The organism is Vibrio sp. nBUS_14 (assembly GCF_051201655.1).
Classification (GTDB): domain Bacteria; phylum Pseudomonadota; class Gammaproteobacteria; order Enterobacterales; family Vibrionaceae; genus Vibrio.
Map to the genome: position 1 here is coordinate 2546730 of NZ_CP179206.1, position 16869 is coordinate 2563598.

At 44.5% G+C, this 16869-nt stretch carries 16 protein-coding genes; 2 read left to right on the forward strand and 14 right to left on the reverse strand.

Features of this window, described 5'->3' with window-relative positions; genetic code table 11:
- Positions 1–145 precede the first annotated feature (145 nt).
- The 13 genes from ACMAZD_RS11965 to yceD form a co-directional block, all read right to left on the reverse strand.
- The gene (locus ACMAZD_RS11965) at positions 146–913 is read right to left on the reverse strand and encodes a TatD family hydrolase (protein ID WP_435247390.1); all 768 of its coding nucleotides are present in this window, start codon (positions 911–913) and stop codon (positions 146–148) included.
- Positions 904–1869: a DNA polymerase III subunit delta' gene (locus ACMAZD_RS11970; protein WP_435247391.1), complete on the reverse strand. Its 966-nt coding sequence runs from the start codon at positions 1867–1869 to the stop codon at positions 904–906. The genes ACMAZD_RS11965 and ACMAZD_RS11970 overlap by 10 nt, the downstream gene beginning before the upstream one ends.
- Positions 1870–1875: 6 nt before the next feature.
- Positions 1876–2508, reverse strand: coding sequence for a dTMP kinase (gene tmk / locus ACMAZD_RS11975; protein WP_435247392.1), 633 nt, complete (start codon positions 2506–2508; stop codon positions 1876–1878).
- Positions 2509–2518: 10 nt separating this feature from the next.
- A complete protein-coding gene (mltG, locus tag ACMAZD_RS11980) occupies positions 2519–3535 on the reverse strand; it encodes an endolytic transglycosylase MltG (RefSeq protein ID WP_435247393.1) in 1017 nt (338 codons plus the stop codon).
- Positions 3532–4410 (reverse strand): aminodeoxychorismate lyase, encoded by an 879-nt coding sequence (pabC, locus tag ACMAZD_RS11985; RefSeq protein WP_435247394.1) that lies wholly within the window; start codon positions 4408–4410, stop codon positions 3532–3534. Before pabC ends, mltG begins: the two co-directional genes overlap by 4 nt.
- Positions 4411–4514: 104 nt before the next feature.
- Entirely contained in the window at positions 4515–5759 is a 1245-nt protein-coding gene (gene fabF, locus ACMAZD_RS11990; protein ID WP_017107282.1) for a beta-ketoacyl-ACP synthase II, read from the reverse strand.
- 93 nt (positions 5760–5852) lie between these two features.
- Positions 5853–6086 carry an acyl carrier protein gene (gene acpP, locus ACMAZD_RS11995; protein ID WP_012603569.1) on the reverse strand — a complete coding sequence of 78 codons (234 nt, stop codon included), beginning with the start codon at positions 6084–6086 and terminating at the stop codon, positions 5853–5855.
- A gap of 166 nt (positions 6087–6252) precedes the next feature.
- Positions 6253–6987, reverse strand: coding sequence for a 3-oxoacyl-ACP reductase FabG (gene fabG / locus ACMAZD_RS12000; protein WP_029223568.1), 735 nt, complete (start codon positions 6985–6987; stop codon positions 6253–6255).
- Positions 6988–7012: 25 nt separating this feature from the next.
- On the reverse strand, positions 7013–7936 hold the full coding sequence (gene fabD, locus ACMAZD_RS12005) for an ACP S-malonyltransferase (protein WP_435247395.1): 924 nt from the start codon (positions 7934–7936) through the stop codon (positions 7013–7015).
- Between the two features lie 80 nt (positions 7937–8016).
- The gene (locus ACMAZD_RS12010) at positions 8017–8967 is read right to left on the reverse strand and encodes a beta-ketoacyl-ACP synthase III (RefSeq protein ID WP_372336116.1); all 951 of its coding nucleotides are present in this window, start codon (positions 8965–8967) and stop codon (positions 8017–8019) included.
- A gap of 5 nt (positions 8968–8972) precedes the next feature.
- Positions 8973–9998, reverse strand: coding sequence for a phosphate acyltransferase PlsX (gene plsX / locus ACMAZD_RS12015; protein WP_435247396.1), 1026 nt, complete (start codon positions 9996–9998; stop codon positions 8973–8975).
- Positions 9999–10007: 9 nt separating this feature from the next.
- Entirely contained in the window at positions 10008–10178 is a 171-nt protein-coding gene (rpmF, locus tag ACMAZD_RS12020; RefSeq protein ID WP_004737376.1) for a 50S ribosomal protein L32, read from the reverse strand.
- Between the two features lie 48 nt (positions 10179–10226).
- The gene (gene yceD / locus ACMAZD_RS12025) at positions 10227–10754 is read right to left on the reverse strand and encodes a 23S rRNA accumulation protein YceD (RefSeq protein ID WP_435247397.1); all 528 of its coding nucleotides are present in this window, start codon (positions 10752–10754) and stop codon (positions 10227–10229) included.
- Between the two features lie 149 nt (positions 10755–10903).
- Here yceD and ACMAZD_RS12030 point away from each other — a divergent pair, with 149 nt between their 5' ends.
- Positions 10904–11485 (forward strand): Maf family protein, encoded by a 582-nt coding sequence (locus ACMAZD_RS12030; protein WP_435247398.1) that lies wholly within the window; start codon positions 10904–10906, stop codon positions 11483–11485.
- Positions 11486–11891: 406 nt separating this feature from the next.
- On the opposite strand, the gene rluC is transcribed toward ACMAZD_RS12030, so the two are convergent.
- The gene (gene rluC, locus ACMAZD_RS12035; RefSeq protein WP_435247399.1) at positions 11892–12836 is read right to left on the reverse strand and encodes a 23S rRNA pseudouridine(955/2504/2580) synthase RluC; all 945 of its coding nucleotides are present in this window, start codon (positions 12834–12836) and stop codon (positions 11892–11894) included.
- 618 nt (positions 12837–13454) lie between these two features.
- Between rluC and rne the strand changes: the two genes are divergently transcribed.
- Positions 13455–16631: a ribonuclease E gene (rne, locus tag ACMAZD_RS12040; RefSeq protein WP_435247400.1), complete on the forward strand. Its 3177-nt coding sequence runs from the start codon at positions 13455–13457 to the stop codon at positions 16629–16631.
- Positions 16632–16869 lie beyond the last annotated feature (238 nt).

Below are 16869 nucleotides of genomic sequence, written 5' to 3' on the forward strand. Positions count from 1 at the left end.
GTTATTTTTAGTAACAAAATTACAAATGATGTAAATAGTGCTCTCAAGTTCAACATAATTAGTAAACATTAAAAAAAACGTACTTTTGGTGATCAAAAACACAAAAAGGGAGCTTTCGCTCCCTTTTATTTGTTTAGTTAATTTTTTATCGAAAAAAAAGTTTTCGGTAATTTTTGGTTGTTTGTTCAGCAACCTCTTTCATTGACAGCCCTTTCAGCTGCGCGATATAAGCCGCCACTTCGACAACATATGCAGGCTGATTCTGTTTACCTCGATATGGAATCGGAGCCAAGTATGGCGAATCCGTCTCGATCAGTAACCTATCTAGCGGTAGGTTTTTCACAACATCTTTAAGTTCTGTGGCTTGTTTAAAGGTCACAATACCTGAGATCGATATATAAAAACCTAATTCCATTGCCGCTTCGGCGAACGCTTGATCTTCAGTAAAGCAATGAATCACACCACCGCACTTCTCTGCTCCACCATCGCGTAAAATAGCTAACGTATCTTCACGCGCGTTACGCGTGTGGATGATCAAAGGTTTATTAAGCTCAACAGCCAACTCAACGTGCTGCTTGAACCTGAGCTGTTGTAGTTCAGCCGTCTCTGGCTGGTAGTGATAATCTAAGCCTGTCTCACCTATCGCCGCAACCTTTGGATTGCTCGCATACTCACGCATTCTGTCTAAACAAAAGTCGCTCTCTACATCAAGAGGATGTACGCCACACGATACCTTAACGTTATCAAACGGCGAGATCATCTCGAGCATATTTTCAAATGAATCCAGCGTAACGCCAACAGAAAGCAGTTGGTCAACGTTTGCTGCTTTCGCTTTATTAACCACATCTTCTACGCTTGTGTGTAAATCTTGGTAATCCAGTTTGTCTAAATGACAATGGGAATCTACGAACATGTTTCCTCGCAAGTGGCAATCAGCCAATTCATTATGAGTAGCTCCGTATTGAGCCCAGGGTGTTGCTTCAACTGCTCAATTAGTATCAGCAGTTTATTCGATACTGTATAGGCACTTTGGTAAGACATCACCTCAGAGAGTACTTTGGCACTCGGAGTGATCGCCTTACTCGCTAAACCAAAATGCAGCTTTTGCACGTCAGACAGTAAATGCCATAGCCAACCTAGTTGAACCAGAGGCTCCTTACTCAGCTCTGTAGAGAACTTCAGCATGTCTGGTTGGACACCTTTGATAACATCCACGAAGCCATCTAACGCTTTGCTAGAAGCCTCAACACCACCTTGCTCAAACATGGCTTTCGCTTTCAAAGGCGCGTTGTCATTGAGCGCTAGAATATACTGCGGAACCGCTTTACCTACTTCCCCATCTAGCCATGCCGAGCCCGCATCCAATTGTGGACACACAACATTAAATTGCTGACAACGGCTAAGAATAGTCGGCATTAAGCGATTACTGTTACGCGTCGAAAGAATGAAAATACAGTTACTCGCAGGTTCTTCCAGCGTTTTCAACAGCGCATTAGACGCCGATTCGTTCATCGCTTCAGCCGGATTCAGCAAGATGACACGCAGGCCACCTAACTGAGACGATTGTTGAGCCCAGCGGTTACTCGCACGTACTTGGTCAACGGTAATCGATTTACCTTCTTTCTCAGGTTCAATCACATGGAAGTCAGGATGACTCCCCGACTTCATCAATTCACAACTGTGGCAAAATCCACACGACTCGCTTTCGTAATTAGTACACATCAATGCATCGGTAAGTTGGCTAATTAGCGCATTAACGCCGAGCCCTTCCGGTGCATTAACAATCACAGAGTTAGGAAAATGTTCTGCATCGAGACTTTTTTTCCACTCACTCCATACCGGTGTGAGCCAAGAATACACTTCAGCCATGACTACCTACTGTTTATCGAGCCAAGCACCTAGCGCGACTTTAATATCAGCAGCCACTTGCTCAATCTCTTGCTGTGCATTAACCACAAGAACGGTTTCGTCTTGTGCTGCAATCTCAAGGTAACGTTCACGCGTACGATCGAAGAATGAGATATCCATCCTTTCGATTCTATCGAGCTCACCGCGGCCTCTAGCGCGTTCAAGCCCTACTCTAGGGTCAAGATCCAAGTATAGGGTCAGATCTGGCTTAAAACCGCCTAGCGTGGTTTCTTTGAGTGATTCCATCGTAGTGCGTGCGATCTGACGACCACCACCTTGATAGGCTTGAGATGACATATCATGACGATCGCCCAATACCCATTTACCACTGTCAAGTGCAGGCTTGATGACGTTTTCTACTAATTGAACACGCGCTGCGTACATCAGCAACAATTCGGTCATGTCTTGAAGCCTCTCGCCTTCGTGTTCTTCTTTGACCAATGAGCGCATCTTCTCGGCAAGCACGGTACCACCGGGTTCGCGAGTATTAACGATGTCCGCGACACCAGCTGTTTTCAATGTCTCAACGATGGCATTGATTGCTGTACTTTTACCAGAACCTTCAAGGCCTTCAACCACGATAAATTTCGACTGATTCATAATTCTTTCTTTATTTATTTTTTCTTAATTGCTTTAAGTAAGCTCGTACTGCACGGTTATGCTCAGTCAAACTCTTTGAAAATACGTGACCGCCCATTCCACTCGCAACAAAATACAGGTAGTTGCTCTTCTCTGGATTCAGAGCCGCGTTGATAGACGCTTTACCCGTCATTGAAATCGGCGTCGGTGGTAAACCACTCATTGTATAGGTGTTGTACGGAGTTGGTGTGCGTAGATCTTTCTTACGAATATTGCCTTCGTAGCTATCGCCCATACCATAGATAACCGTTGGGTCAGTTTGCAGACGCATACGCTTGTTCAAGCGGTTAACGAACACAGAAGACACACGCTCACGCTCAGAAGCAACTGCCGTCTCTTTCTCGATGATAGACGCAAGAATTAGCGCTTCATATGGCGATTTAAGAGGCAGTTTATCGGCTCTATTTTCCCACTCATCATTCACCACGTTCATTAGATCTCGGTGGGCGCGTTTCAGCAGCTCTAAATCCGTTGTGCCATAGGTGTAGTGATACGTTTCCGCTAAGAAAAGACCTTCAAGCTTTTCATTTTCAATACCCAATTTTTCAGCGATCTCTGTTTCAGTCACACCGTCCAACGTCTGTTGAATGAATTCGTTATCTTTTAGCTGAACAAGCCACTCATCAAAACGACTGCCTTCTACGAAAGTAATCGTGAATTGGTGCTCTTTCCCTTCGACCAGCACTTGTAGCGCTTGCTCAAGGGTCAAACCCGGCTCAAGCAGGAATGTGCCTGCTTTTACGTCAACCAACTCAGGGTGTAGCTTGCGAATCAGTTTCTCGTAAGGAGACGCTTCAAACAGGCCGTCACTAATTAGCTGAGCGAGAACGCGGTTAAAGCTGCTGCCTGAAGCAACAGTAACAACCTGTGGTTTTTCTAATTGAATAACTTGTTTCAGGTTATCTTGCGCTTGGTTGTAAACGTAGAACCCAGCTGCAACAGCTGCAATTACGCACAAGATAATAAAAATAAATAACTTTTTGATCACGGGTTTAGTTGTCCTTGAAGGCTACGAGTAACGGTTCCAATATTGAATTGGGTATCACTAATACGGGTAACGGGGGCAACCCCTAAAATGGAGTTGGTCATGAAAATTTCATCAGCTTGCATGAGTTGAGATAAGCAGTAGTCACTAATAATAACGGAAAGTTCAGCTTGATTCAGCGCGGTTAACACTTGCTTACGCATAACCCCAGCAACGCCACTTTGTGTCAGTTGAGGAGTGTGAATCGTCTTCCCTTTTCGCCAAAACAAATTGGCCATGGTGGTTTCAATCACATTGCCCGAGATATCAAGAACCACACCATCAGCTTCATCAGCCTGATCCATTTCATCTTTCATCAAGATTTGCTCGAGGCGATTATTGTGCTTATGACCGGCCAACAGTGAGCTCAAACCTAATGCTTGTTGGCAGATGCCGAGTTCGATACCAGTATCTTGCCACGCTGAATAATGACTTGGATAATCAAATGTACTAATAGTTATCGTTGGTTTGGCGATATTCTTGGTACTGTAGCCACGACCGCCTGCCCCACGGCTAACGTGCAGCTTGATCCCTGATTTTTCATTATGAAGATCGTTTCTACCTTGAAGGTTCGTTGAACCATCAAGGCTCTTTGCCCCATGAAGATCATTATCTTGGGTATGTTGAAGCGCACTATCGAGCCACGCGTTAACCACATTCCAATCTAATGCAGAAATACGTAACGCTTTTAGACATTCATCGACACGATGCTGATGGTCGTGAAAATGCTGAATCTCACCATTTGAGACAAGCATAGTCGTAAAACAGCCGTCTCCGTATTGAAAGGAGCGATCCAAGATATCGATAGTTTGTTGGCTTTCTCCATCAACCCAGAACATGTTTTTCTCCATAAAAAGAAACGGCTCAATGCTAAAGCATCAAGCCGTTTAAAAACAAGTCTAATTGTGACTATCTACGAGTGTTTATGTCTTTAATAAGATGATTAAATCTTTTTAAAGATCAAACATCCGTTTGTACCACCAAAACCGAATGAGTTACATGCAGCATATTCCATGCCGCTAACTTTACGTGCGGTGTGAGGTACTAAGTCAATATCTAAGCCTTCTTCAGGATCATCTAGGTTGATTGTCGGTGGGACAATCTGGTCAACCAAAGACATCGCTGTGATGATCGCTTCAGCAGAACCAGCAGCACCTAGAAGGTGGCCAGTCATTGATTTCGTAGAAGAAACCAATACTTGCTTACAGCCTGCTTCGCCAAGAGCACGTTTAATCCCCTTCACTTCAGCTACATCACCCGCAGGAGTCGATGTACCGTGTGCGTTAACATAACCGATTTGTTCACCAGTCACGCCAGCATCACGCATAGCCGCTTCCATCGCTAGCGCGCCACCAGAGCCATCTTCACTTGGAGATGTCATATGGTAAGCGTCACCAGACATACCGAAGCCAACTAGCTCACAATAAATCTTAGCGCCACGAGCTTTCGCATGTTCGTACTCTTCAAGAACCATCATGCCTGCACCGTCACCAAGAACGAAGCCGTCACGACCTTTATCCCATGGACGAGAAGCTTTTTGAGGCTCATCGTTACGAGTAGACAGTGCTTTAGCCGCACCAAAACCGCCCATACCTAGTGGTGTCGATGCTTTTTCTGCACCACCCGCTAGCATTGCGTCAGCATCGCCGTATGCAATCATACGAGCCGCGTGACCAATGTTATGTAGGCCAGTCGTACATGCCGTAGAGATAGCGATGTTTGGACCGCGCAGACCACGCATGATAGACATGTGACCTGCAATCATATTCACGATAGTCGACGGAACGAAAAACGGACTGATTTTACGAGGGCCTTTTTCTGTTAGAGCTTGGTGACCTGCTTCGATCAAACCAAGACCACCAATACCAGAACCGATGGCAACGCCAACACGAGGGGCGTTTTCTTCAGTAATAGTTAGGGCTGAATCATCTAAAGCTTGAATACCTGCTGCGACGCCGTACTGGATGAACAAGTCCATCTTACGAGCATCTTTTTTAGTCATATACTCTTCGCAGTTAAAGTCTTTAACTAGACCTGCAAAACGAGTTGAGAAATTGGTTGCATCAAAATGATCGATATTAACGATACCACTTTGACCAGCTAGCAGGGCTTTCCAAGAAGATTCTACAGTGTTGCCTACCGGCGACAACATACCCATGCCAGTGACAACTACACGACGCTTGGACACGATATTACACTCCGGAGATTGAGGTGATTTAAGATGAGGATAGATGAGTTAGATAAAACACAGGCGGTCAAGGTGACCGCCTGGGAGAGATTATTACTGAGCGCTAGTTACGTAATCGATAGCAGCTTGAACAGTAGTAATTTTCTCAGCTTCGTCATCTGGGATTTCAGTGTCGAATTCTTCTTCTAGAGCCATTACTAGCTCAACTGTGTCTAGAGAATCTGCACCTAGGTCATCAACGAAAGAAGCTTCGTTTTTAACTTCAGCTTCGTCTACACCTAGCTGTTCAACAATGATTTTCTTTACGCGTTCTTCGAGGTTGCTCATTTTTTCTTTTCCTTTACAGAGTTCGCTTTATGCGATGTTTTCCGTAGTTTATTCAATCTATTGAAAGTTGCAAGGTCAACTTTTCTGGTCAAACCACAATTTTCACGATTTTAACCGAAATTACGTATGATCTTGACTTAAATCATGCACAAATGTTGCACATAATTTACACCATGTACATACCGCCATTGACGTGAAGTGTTTCGCCTGTGATATAAGCTGCCGCAGGTGACGCCAAAAATACCACAGCTTCAGCGATTTCGCGAGGGTCACCTAGTCGACCTGCTGGTACATTCGCCAAAGTTGCTGCACGTTGGTCATCATTTAGCGCTTTAGTCATATCAGTTTCGATGAAACCTGGAGCAACAGTGTTCACTGTAACGCCACGAGATGCAACTTCACGAGCCATTGATTTAGTAAAACCAATCACGCCAGCTTTTGCAGCTGCGTAGTTAGCTTGACCAGCGTTACCCATAGTACCGACTACAGAACCAACGTTTACAATACGACCTTGACGCTTCTTCATCATACCACGCAATACAGCTTTAGACATGCGGAAGATAGGCGTTAAGTTAGTATCGATGATGTCATTCCATTCGTCGTCTTTCATACGCATAAGTAGGTTATCACGAGTGATACCTGCGTTGTTAACTAGAATGTCGATCGCACCAAATTCATCGTTGATGGTCTTCAGTGTAGCAGTAATTGAGTCAACATCAGTTACGTTAAGAGCAAGACCTTTACCGTTCTCGCCAAGATACTCACTGATTGCAGCAGCGCCGCCTTCAGACGTAGCAGTACCGATAACTTTAGCACCACGCTCAACTAAAAGTTCAGCGATTGCACGACCGATGCCACGACTTGCGCCTGTAACTAGTGCAACTTTGCCTTCTAAATTCATCATAACTTCTCTATTAATTGGTTATTTACTTAGCAGCGTCTAGTGATGCAGTATCATTAACTGCAGCAGCTGTCATAGTTTTAACAATACGTTTCGTTAGACCAGTAAGAACCTTACCTGGACCTAATTCTAGTAGCTTTTCAACGCCTTGCTCGTTCATCGCTTGTACACCTTCAGTCCAACGAACTGGGCTGTATAGCTGACGAACAAGTGCGCTTTTGATTTTTGCAGGATCTGTTTCAGCAATAACATCGACGTTATTGATAACAGGCAGTGCTGGTGCGTTGAACTTTAGAGCTTCTAGAGCGACCGCTAGCTTGTCTGCTGCAGGCTTCATAAGAGCACAGTGAGACGGTACAGATACTGGTAACGGAAGAGCACGTTTAGCGCCTGCTTCTTTACATAGTGCACCAGCACGCTCTACTGCCGCTTTGTTACCCGCGATAACAACTTGGCCAGGTGAATTGAAGTTAACTGGAGAAACAACTTCTCCTTGTGCCGCTTCTTCACACGCTTTAGCAATCGCTTCATCATCTAGACCGATGATTGCGTACATTGCACCCACGCCCGCAGGAACCGCTTCTTGCATCAGTTGACCACGTAGCTCAACTAGCTTGATCGCTTCTTTCAAGTCGATAACACCCGCACACACTAGTGCAGAGTATTCGCCTAGGCTGTGGCCTGCTAAGTTTGCAGGTTGCTCCAGACCAAGCTCTTGCCATACACGCCAGATTGCAACAGACGCTGTTAGTAGAGCTGGTTGAGTACGGAAAGTTTCATTTAGATTTTCTACTGGACCATCTTGAACCAATGCCCATAGATCGTAACCAAGTGCTTCTGAAGCTTCAGCAAATGTATTTTTAACAACATCATACTGTTCGCCTAGGTCAGCAAGCATACCGATAGCTTGAGAGCCTTGGCCTGGGAATACGATAGCAAACTTGCTCATTGTAATTTTCCTTTAAGCAAAGCAAAAAATTGAACAAGGCACATAAGTTATGTGCCTTGTTTATTGATTATCGCTTGAGGTTAGAATTTAACTAACGCAGAACCCCAAGTGAAGCCGCCGCCAAAGGCTTCGAGAAGAAGCGTTTGACCACGTTTAATTCGCCCATCACGAACAGCCTCATCGAATGCTGTCGGTACGGTAGCTGCCGACGTATTGCCGTGCTTATCAAGGGTAATCACCACTTGATCAAGTGACATTGTCAGCTTTTTAGCGGTTGCTGAAATAATACGGTAGTTGGCTTGGTGTGGAACTAACCAATCAAGCTCTGACTTATCCATGTTATTCGCCGCTAATGTGTCTTTAACGAGCTTAGAAAGCTGGGTTACCGCCACTTTGAATACTTCGTTGCCCGCCATGTGCAGCCATTTGTCTGCATCACCGCCACGCTCTGGAACTTCTAGGCTTAGAAGCTCACCATATTTACCATCAGAGTAAATGTGAGTAGACAAAATACCTGGCTCTTCGCTTGCACCTACAACCACCGCGCCTGCAGCATCACCAAATAAGATGATAGTAGAGCGGTCAGTCGGATCACAGGTTTTTGACAGTGCATCCGCACCGATTACCAAAACGTTTTTACACATGCCCGTTTTGATATGTTGATCAGCAACAGACAGTGCATAGACAAAGCCAGAACACGCCGCAGCTAAATCAAACGCAGGACAGCCTTTGATACCAAGCTTACCTTGTACCTGACATGCAGAAGATGGGAATGTATGGCTACTGCTGGTTGTTGCAACAATGATTAAGTCGATATCTTCTTTGTCGATACCCGCCATTTCAATGGCATTCTCAGCAGCGTAAAACGCCATATCCGCAACGGTTTCGTTTTCCGCTGAAATACGACGCTCTTTAATACCTGTTCTAGCAACGATCCACTCATCGCTAGTCTCTACCATTTTCTCTAAGTCTGCGTTAGTACGCACCTGAGATGGCAAGTAGCTGCCAGTACCTAAAATTTTGCTATACATGAAGACTAATAATGCCTCTCGAGTAAAACCGCTTCCAAACGATCGCTAATGCGGCTGGGGACTTGTCGTTTGACCTCGTGTACTGCTTCACCAATCGCGTTGACGACTGCAGACACATCAGCACTTCCATGACTTTTAATGACAATGCCGCGTAATCCTAACAAACTTGCGCCGTTATACTGGTCGGGGTTCAAGGTTTTTAATTCAGTAAATAGCTCAGAAAACAACATTCTGGCGATCCAACCCTTTATTGTTGAAGCCATCATGCGCGTTTTTAGTTTATCAATAAAGAGCTGAGCCGTACCTTCGCACGTTTTTAAGCAGACATTGCCCACAAAACCATCACATACGACGACATCAGCAGCATCTTGAAGTAATTGATTACCTTCAATATAACCTATGAAGTTCACAGACTGAGTATTAGACAACATTTCGGCGCATCGTTTCACAAGGTCATTGCCTTTGATTTCTTCTGCACCGATATTCAAGATAGCCACACGTGGAGCGCGACCTAAATGTTGTTCTGCTAATGCACTGCCCATTACAGCAAACTGAAACAGTGAATCTGCGTCACTAGAAACGTTCGCTCCTAAATCAAGCATCCATGTACGGTTGCCAGAAGCAGTAGGCAAAGCTGAAACCAATGCAGGCCTATCAATACCAGGAAGAAGTTTGAGTCTGAAACGAGATAACGCCATCAGTGCGCCAGTGTTACCACCACTAACACAAGCATCAGCGTGTGATTCGGCAACAAGATCAATAGCGGCACGCATAGAGCTACCCTGACTATTACGTAAGGCTAGTGAAGGTTTTTCAGAATTGGAAATAACTCGATCACAATGCTGGATACTCAAACGAGAATCAGGCATTTGACCTAATGAAGATAATTGAGATGTGATCGCGTTTCGATCACCTATGAGAATGACTTTTAGCTCTGGGAAATACGACAGTGCCTGCACGGCGGCAGGCACTGTTACACGAGGACCGAAGTCCCCGCCCATTGCATCAAGCGCAACGGTTAGATTTTGCAAAGGTCAACCTTACTTGTTGATAACCTTTTTGCCGCGGTAGAAACCTTCGGCAGTCACGTTGTGACGTAGGTGAGTTTCACCTGAAGTTGCGTCTACAGAAAGTGCAGCTGTAGTTAGCGCATCGTGTGAACGACGCATGCCACGCATTGAACGTGATTTCTTGCTCTTTTGTACGGCCATTGACCCTACTCCTATGTAAATTCTTAAAAATAGTTACTTGTTAATAAGTTACTTCTTTAAGTTTTTTAAAACATCAAATGGATTCGGCTTTTTATCTTCCTCAATTTCTTCAGGAAGTTCACCAAACACCAAGTTATTTGAGTTAACGCTACATTTCGCATCGTCGTGCATTGCTATTTGTGGCAATCCAAGGATGAACTCGTCTTCAACTAATTGAATCAGGTCTAACTCACCGTACTCGTTCAGATCTACCAAATCGTACTCTTCCGGTGCTTCCTCTTCACTTTTCTCGCTGTAAACAGGAGTATAAGTAAATTGGACATCGCACTCATGTGCGAAAACCTCATTACAACGTTGACACTCTAAATCGACTTCGACGTTAGCTTTACCAGAGATAACGACTAATCGTTGTTCATCAAGCCCAAATGACATTGAGACTTGCGCGTCACGTTTTACGCCTTCAGTTATTTCGGTTAAACGCTTCAAAAGACTGACTTGGATGATACCATCCATACCAAGTCGTTTTTGAGCCGTTCGTGCCGGATCTACTGTACGCGGTATTTTTTCCTTTTGCATAGGGCGCGAATCTTATCTTCCAAATCATGTTTAGTCAAAGGAAATGGCAAAAAAAATGTACTTTCCTGCCTTTCCTATTCAGAGCATTATGACTAGCAGGACAAGTTACGTTATCCTGAGATAAATGCTTCAGTGAATTGTAAATTAAAATGAGAAATTACCAACTAGTTTTAGCCTCTACCTCACCATTTAGGCAAGAGATCCTCAAAAAACTACAGTTAAGCTTCATTACAGCCAAGCCATACTGCGATGAAACCCCTCTTTCAAGCGAGACACCTCAACAATTGGTAAAGCGTCTTGCCGAGACAAAAGCCAAGTCTTGTGCGGTTGAAAAACCAAGCTTAGTGATCGGCTCTGATCAAGTATGCGTCATTGACGGGGAAACCATTGGTAAACCGCATACTCGTGAAAAAGCGATTGAGCAGTTATCTCGCCAGAGCGGTAAGAGCATCACTTTCTATACAGGGATAACCGTATGGAACAGCGAAACCAATCAAGCCGACACTCGCTTAGATACCTTTGTCGTACATTTCCGCGATTTAACAGAACAACAGATCGTTTCCTATGTTGAGAAAGAACAGCCTTATTACTGCGCCGGCAGTTTTATGTGTGAAGGGTTAGGTATTGCGTTATTTAAGCAAATGGAAGGTAAAGATCCGAATACACTGATTGGTCTGCCACTGATCGACTTGGTCGATATGCTAGGTGCTCAAGGGATGAGTGTGCTTTAACTAGCGCTTATCACACTTACAGAGATTCCCTACTCCTTCCTTCGTCAGTCTAGGGAATGACGGTAATCACTACCAAATTTAGTAAGTTAGAAATTCCGAATTCGTCAAGATAGGCTTTTTTACTTAAGTCATTCAGCCTCAAGAGATAGAGTGATTTTTATACCAACAGACTGACTGCTCACTTGAGTACACGTGAACTTGTTATAACTAGACGACTTCACATCGTGACTTTATTACTCAAACCTTAGAAGCCGTCATCCTCAAGAGCGAGGAATGGGCAAGTTGGGGATCTTCTACAGTAGGTACAAATAAGAAAGGTTGACGATATTCGCCAACCTTTCTTTGTCATTTTCAGATAGGTAATACTCAATCCTGAAAGGGTTTTCCTTTCGTATCTCATATCTTCTTAGATCTTACGTAATCCGGTTAGTGCTTTTTCAAGTCTCGCTTCCATTGGCGCCGAAATATCCATCTTCTCTTCGCTACCCGGATGGGTAAACTTGATATTGGCTGCATGTAAGAACAAACGATTCAGTCCTACCTTACCCGTATAAGCATCGAAACGACGATCACCGTAACGGTCATCCCAAGCAATTGGGTGGCCAGTGTATTGAGCGTGTACACGAATTTGGTGCGTACGGCCCGTAATTGGACTTGCTTGAACCAAAGTTGCGTCTTGGAACTTTTCTAAAACCTTAAAACGCGTCTCTGAAGCTTTGCCGTTTGGGTTAACACGAACAATGCTATTTACTTCGTTCTTCAGCAGTGGAGCATTCACAACCTTACAGCTGTTCTTCCACTCACCCATCACTAAAGCAAAATAGTACTTCTGTACGGTTTTCTCGCGGAACTGTGCTTGAAGGTGTCTTAGCGCAGAACGTTTCTTCGCGATAAGTAGAATACCTGACGTATCTCTATCAATACGATGCACAAGTTCAAGAAAACGCGCATCAGGACGAAGTGCTCTTAACGCTTCAATCGCGCCGAACTTAAGTCCACTACCACCATGAACCGCAGTACCTGATGGCTTATTCAAAATCAGCATGTGGTCATCTTCATAGATGATGCACTGTTCCAATTCCGAAACCTTATTAAGTTTCGTGCTTGGTACACTGTCTTCTGTTTTCTCTTCAATAGTGACTGGCGGAATACGAACTAAATCACCTGCTTTTAGTTTGTATTCAGCCTTGATGCGTTTTTTATTAACGCGGACCTCGCCTTTACGCACGATTCGATAAATCATGCTTTTCGGGATGTTTTTTAATTGGTTGCGTAAGAAGTTATCAATACGCTGACCAGCCATATCTTCGTCAATGTCGACGAACTGGACTTGGGTTCTAATTTCGCTCATGCGACTATTGTATCACTGTCACTTTTGATAATTGAGGTTTTCTTAGCACTATTCCGTACTAATTTACCCTTAATCCTCACGGGATCCTCCCTAAATAGCGACTGAAGTCCTATATTTCTTTGATTCTTCGAACAAAAAAGCATCAAGATTCCTGCAAATTAAAATATCAATTGATAAATTATTTATAGACAGTGAGTTAGAGCTATCAAAACCCAAACAAAAACTGTTTTTTTTTACCGCATTCCGACAAAGCAGATTGCTGTGTTTACCGACCGCTGCTATAGTTCACAGCTGCTATTATTGGTTTGACTATTATTTAAACAGCTAACCATTCATAGGCAAGTAAATGAGTAGATAACTCAGATTAGACAGTGCTGCAATCGGCGTAAGACACGGTCAACTGAGTTCCTTATCGCTCTACTCACGTACGCTCATGTTGAGTATTCACCGCCACATCGCGGATCATAGGCTAACTCCCTATGATGACTGACGTGCCCCAGAGCATCCCTCTCCAGCCGGGAGGCTGCACCGATAAAGCCATGGGATCTGGCACCATGAGAAACGAATAAAGCGATAAGAACAATGATGAAAATAAGAAAAGACAATGAGAATTTCTAAATGAAAAGAATGTTAATTAACGCAACTCAAAAAGAAGAGTTGCGTGTCGCTTTGGTTGATGGCCAGCGACTATTCGATCTAGATATCGAAAGTCCAGGTCACGAGTCAAAGAAAGCGAATATCTACAAAGGACGTATTACCCGTATTGAACCAAGCCTAGAAGCGGCATTTGTTGATTACGGCGCAGAACGTCACGGTTTCCTCCCTCTTAAAGAAATTGCCCGCGAATACTTCCCTGAAGGTTATACATACCAAGGCCGTCCTAGCATTAAAGAAGTGCTAAGAGAAGGACAAGAAGTAATCGTACAAGTTGAGAAAGAAGAACGTGGTAGCAAAGGCGCTGCACTGACAACCTTCATCTCTTTGGCTGGTAGTTACTTAGTTCTGATGCCTAATAACCCTCGTGCTGGCGGTATTTCTCGTCGTATCGAAGGTGATGAACGCACTCAACTGAAAGCAGCATTAAGCACTCTTGAACTACCTCAAGGCATGGGCTTAATCGTGCGAACAGCTGGTGTTGGCAAAAGTGCAGAAGAGCTAGAGTGGGACTTGAACGTTCTATTGAATCACTGGGGCGCCATCAAGCAGGCTTCTGATTCAAATGCAGCTCCTTTCCTTATTCACCAAGAAAGTAACGTCATCGTTCGCGCGATTCGTGACTATCTACGTCGTGATATTGGCGAGATTCTAATCGACAGCAATACTATTTTTGAACGTGCACAAGCGCACATTCAATTAATACGTCCAGATTTCATGAATCGCGTTAAGAAATACGATGGTGAAGTACCACTATTCAGCCATTACCAGATTGAAAGCCAGATCGAATCTGCTTTCCAACGTGAAGTTCGTCTTCCATCTGGTGGTTCTATCGTGATCGACCCAACAGAAGCTCTGACTTCTATCGATATCAACTCTGCTCGTGCAACAAAGGGCGGCGATATCGAAGAAACAGCACTTAACACTAACCTAGAAGCAGCCGATGAAATTGCACGTCAGTTACGTCTACGTGATCTAGGTGGCCTTGTTGTCATCGACTTTATCGATATGACTCCGGTTCGCCACCAACGCGAAGTAGAAAGCCGTCTACGTGATGCTGTTCGTTTAGATCGCGCACGTGTTCAGATTGGCCGTATTTCTCGTTTTGGTCTTCTAGAGATGTCTCGTCAACGTTTGAGCCCATCACTAGCAGAAGCAAGCCACCACATTTGTCCTCGTTGTACAGGTACTGGTGTTGTTCGTGATAATGAATCTCTCGCACTATCTGTTCTACGTCTGATCGAAGAAGAAGCTCTAAAAGACAACACTGCGCAAGTTCTTGCTGTCGTCCCTGTACCTATCGCTTCTTATCTATTGAACGAGAAGCGTCGCTCAGTAAACCACATAGAGAAGAACCAAGAAGTTAAGATCACTGTTGTTCCTAACTCTGACATGGAAACGCCGCATTTTGAGGTTATCCGTGTACGTGAAGGTGAAGAGTTCGATCTACTGTCTTACCTACTGCCTAGTAAGCTAGAAGCTCTAAAAGAAGCAGAAAGCAAAGAATCAGCAGAGCAGACTATTCGTCCTAAGAAGATCGAAGAGCCAGCTCTGAAAGGTTTCGCGGCTCCAGCTCAATCAGCACCGACTCCTGCTCCAGCCCCTAAAGCTGTTGAAGAGAAGAAAGTTGAACCAACTGCAGCAACGCAAGAACCAGGTCTAATAGGTCGTTTCTTCAAAGCTATCGGTAGCTTCTTATTTGGATCTTCAACTCAAGAAGAGAAAAAAGAAGAAGAGAAAAAAGAAGAAGAGAAGCCTAAGAACAATCGCAACAACGGCAACCGTCAACGCCGTGATCGTAACGACAATCGCCGTCGTAACCAACGTGGTGAGCGCGGTGAACGTAATGAGCGCAGCGAGCGTGGTGACAATCGTAACGAAAACCGCGACAACAAACGCCGTCGCAAGCCTGTACGTGATGAGAAACCTGAAGAGCAAAAAGAAGCAGCTCCACAGCAAACTCGTCAACCACGTAAGCCTAAGCAAGATCGTCGCAATAAGCCACGTGAAGAGCAGAAACTACGTGAAGAGCAAGCTCCATCTAAATTAGCAGAAGAAGGTCTACAGCTAGCAGCAGAAGCGCAAGCTGATAAACCTGAAGCGCCGAAGGCGAAGCCTGAAGCAAAAGCTGTGAAGATTAAAGAGCGTCGCCAGCGTCGTAAACTGAATAAGCAAGTTCGAGTTAAAGATCAACTAGCTCAAGCAGAAGCTGACAACAATGCCGATAACGTATCAAAAGAGCAAAAGGCACAAGCAGCAAATCACGAACAAACTGTAGCTCAAGAACAGAAGGTTACAGAGCAAGTTGAAGCAACTCAAGTAGACGCAGAGCAAACTGAACAGGAAGAGCCGAAACAACGTCGTAACCGCCGTTCACCACGTCACCTACGTGCAAGTGGTCAGCGTCGTCGTCGCGGTCGTGATCGTCGCCCTAACCCATTCCGCCTACGTAAAGGTGGTGTAGCTTCTCCAGAGATGGCTATGGGTAAAGTGATGCCTCGCTTCATTCCAAAACCTCACCACAATCAGACAAAACCTGAAGTGACTGAAGTTGAAGTAGCCGTTGAAACTCAAGTTGCTGTACAAGAACAAAACGTAGCTCAAGAGGCGGCACCGCAAAGTAACACTGCTATGGCAGGCGGCTTTGCATGCCCTGAACTTGCGATGGGTAAAGTCATTATCCGCCGTGAAGAAACTGAAACTGTCGTTGAAGCTCAGGTAACTGAAGCTCCTGCTGTAGTTGAAGAAGCTCTATTAGTTACGACACCAGTAGTTGAAGCTCCTGTTGAGACAGTTAAAGCTGAAGACGTTGTAGCAGAAACAATTGTTGAAACTGAAGCACCTGTTGAAACTGAAGCTGTTATTGAACCAGCAAAAGCTGTTGAAGCACCTAAAGCTGAAAGTGCAAAAGTAGAAGAAGCTCCTGTGGTAAAAGCACAGGCTCCTAAAATAGCACCGAAGGCAGTAGAAGCTAATAAACAAGCGGGTTCTCCAATGACTAAAGCTCCTGGTCCTCAAGAGATCAAAGAGATTCAAGTTGTTGCAGCCCCATTCCGTACTGAGCGTTTTGTATCGAAAGGTGCAGGTAGCCAAGCAGCGTCAAATAAAGCCGGCGCCGGCATGACTAAGCCTCAATACTAATGAGCTTCGCGGAGTAATCTGCAAAAAACGATCTAAGGGCGACTTATTCATAAGTCGCCCTTTTTTTATATCCACAGTTCCGATGGGTTATCATAGATATATTACTCAAAATGGGGTTCAACCTTGAACTTAATCACATTTTTGGGTAGCATTCGCGCACTTATATTTTCGACACTTAGCTATTGCCGCTCTTTTTCATCACTGTTTGGCTACGCAATACACTCTTGTCGGTAAACCC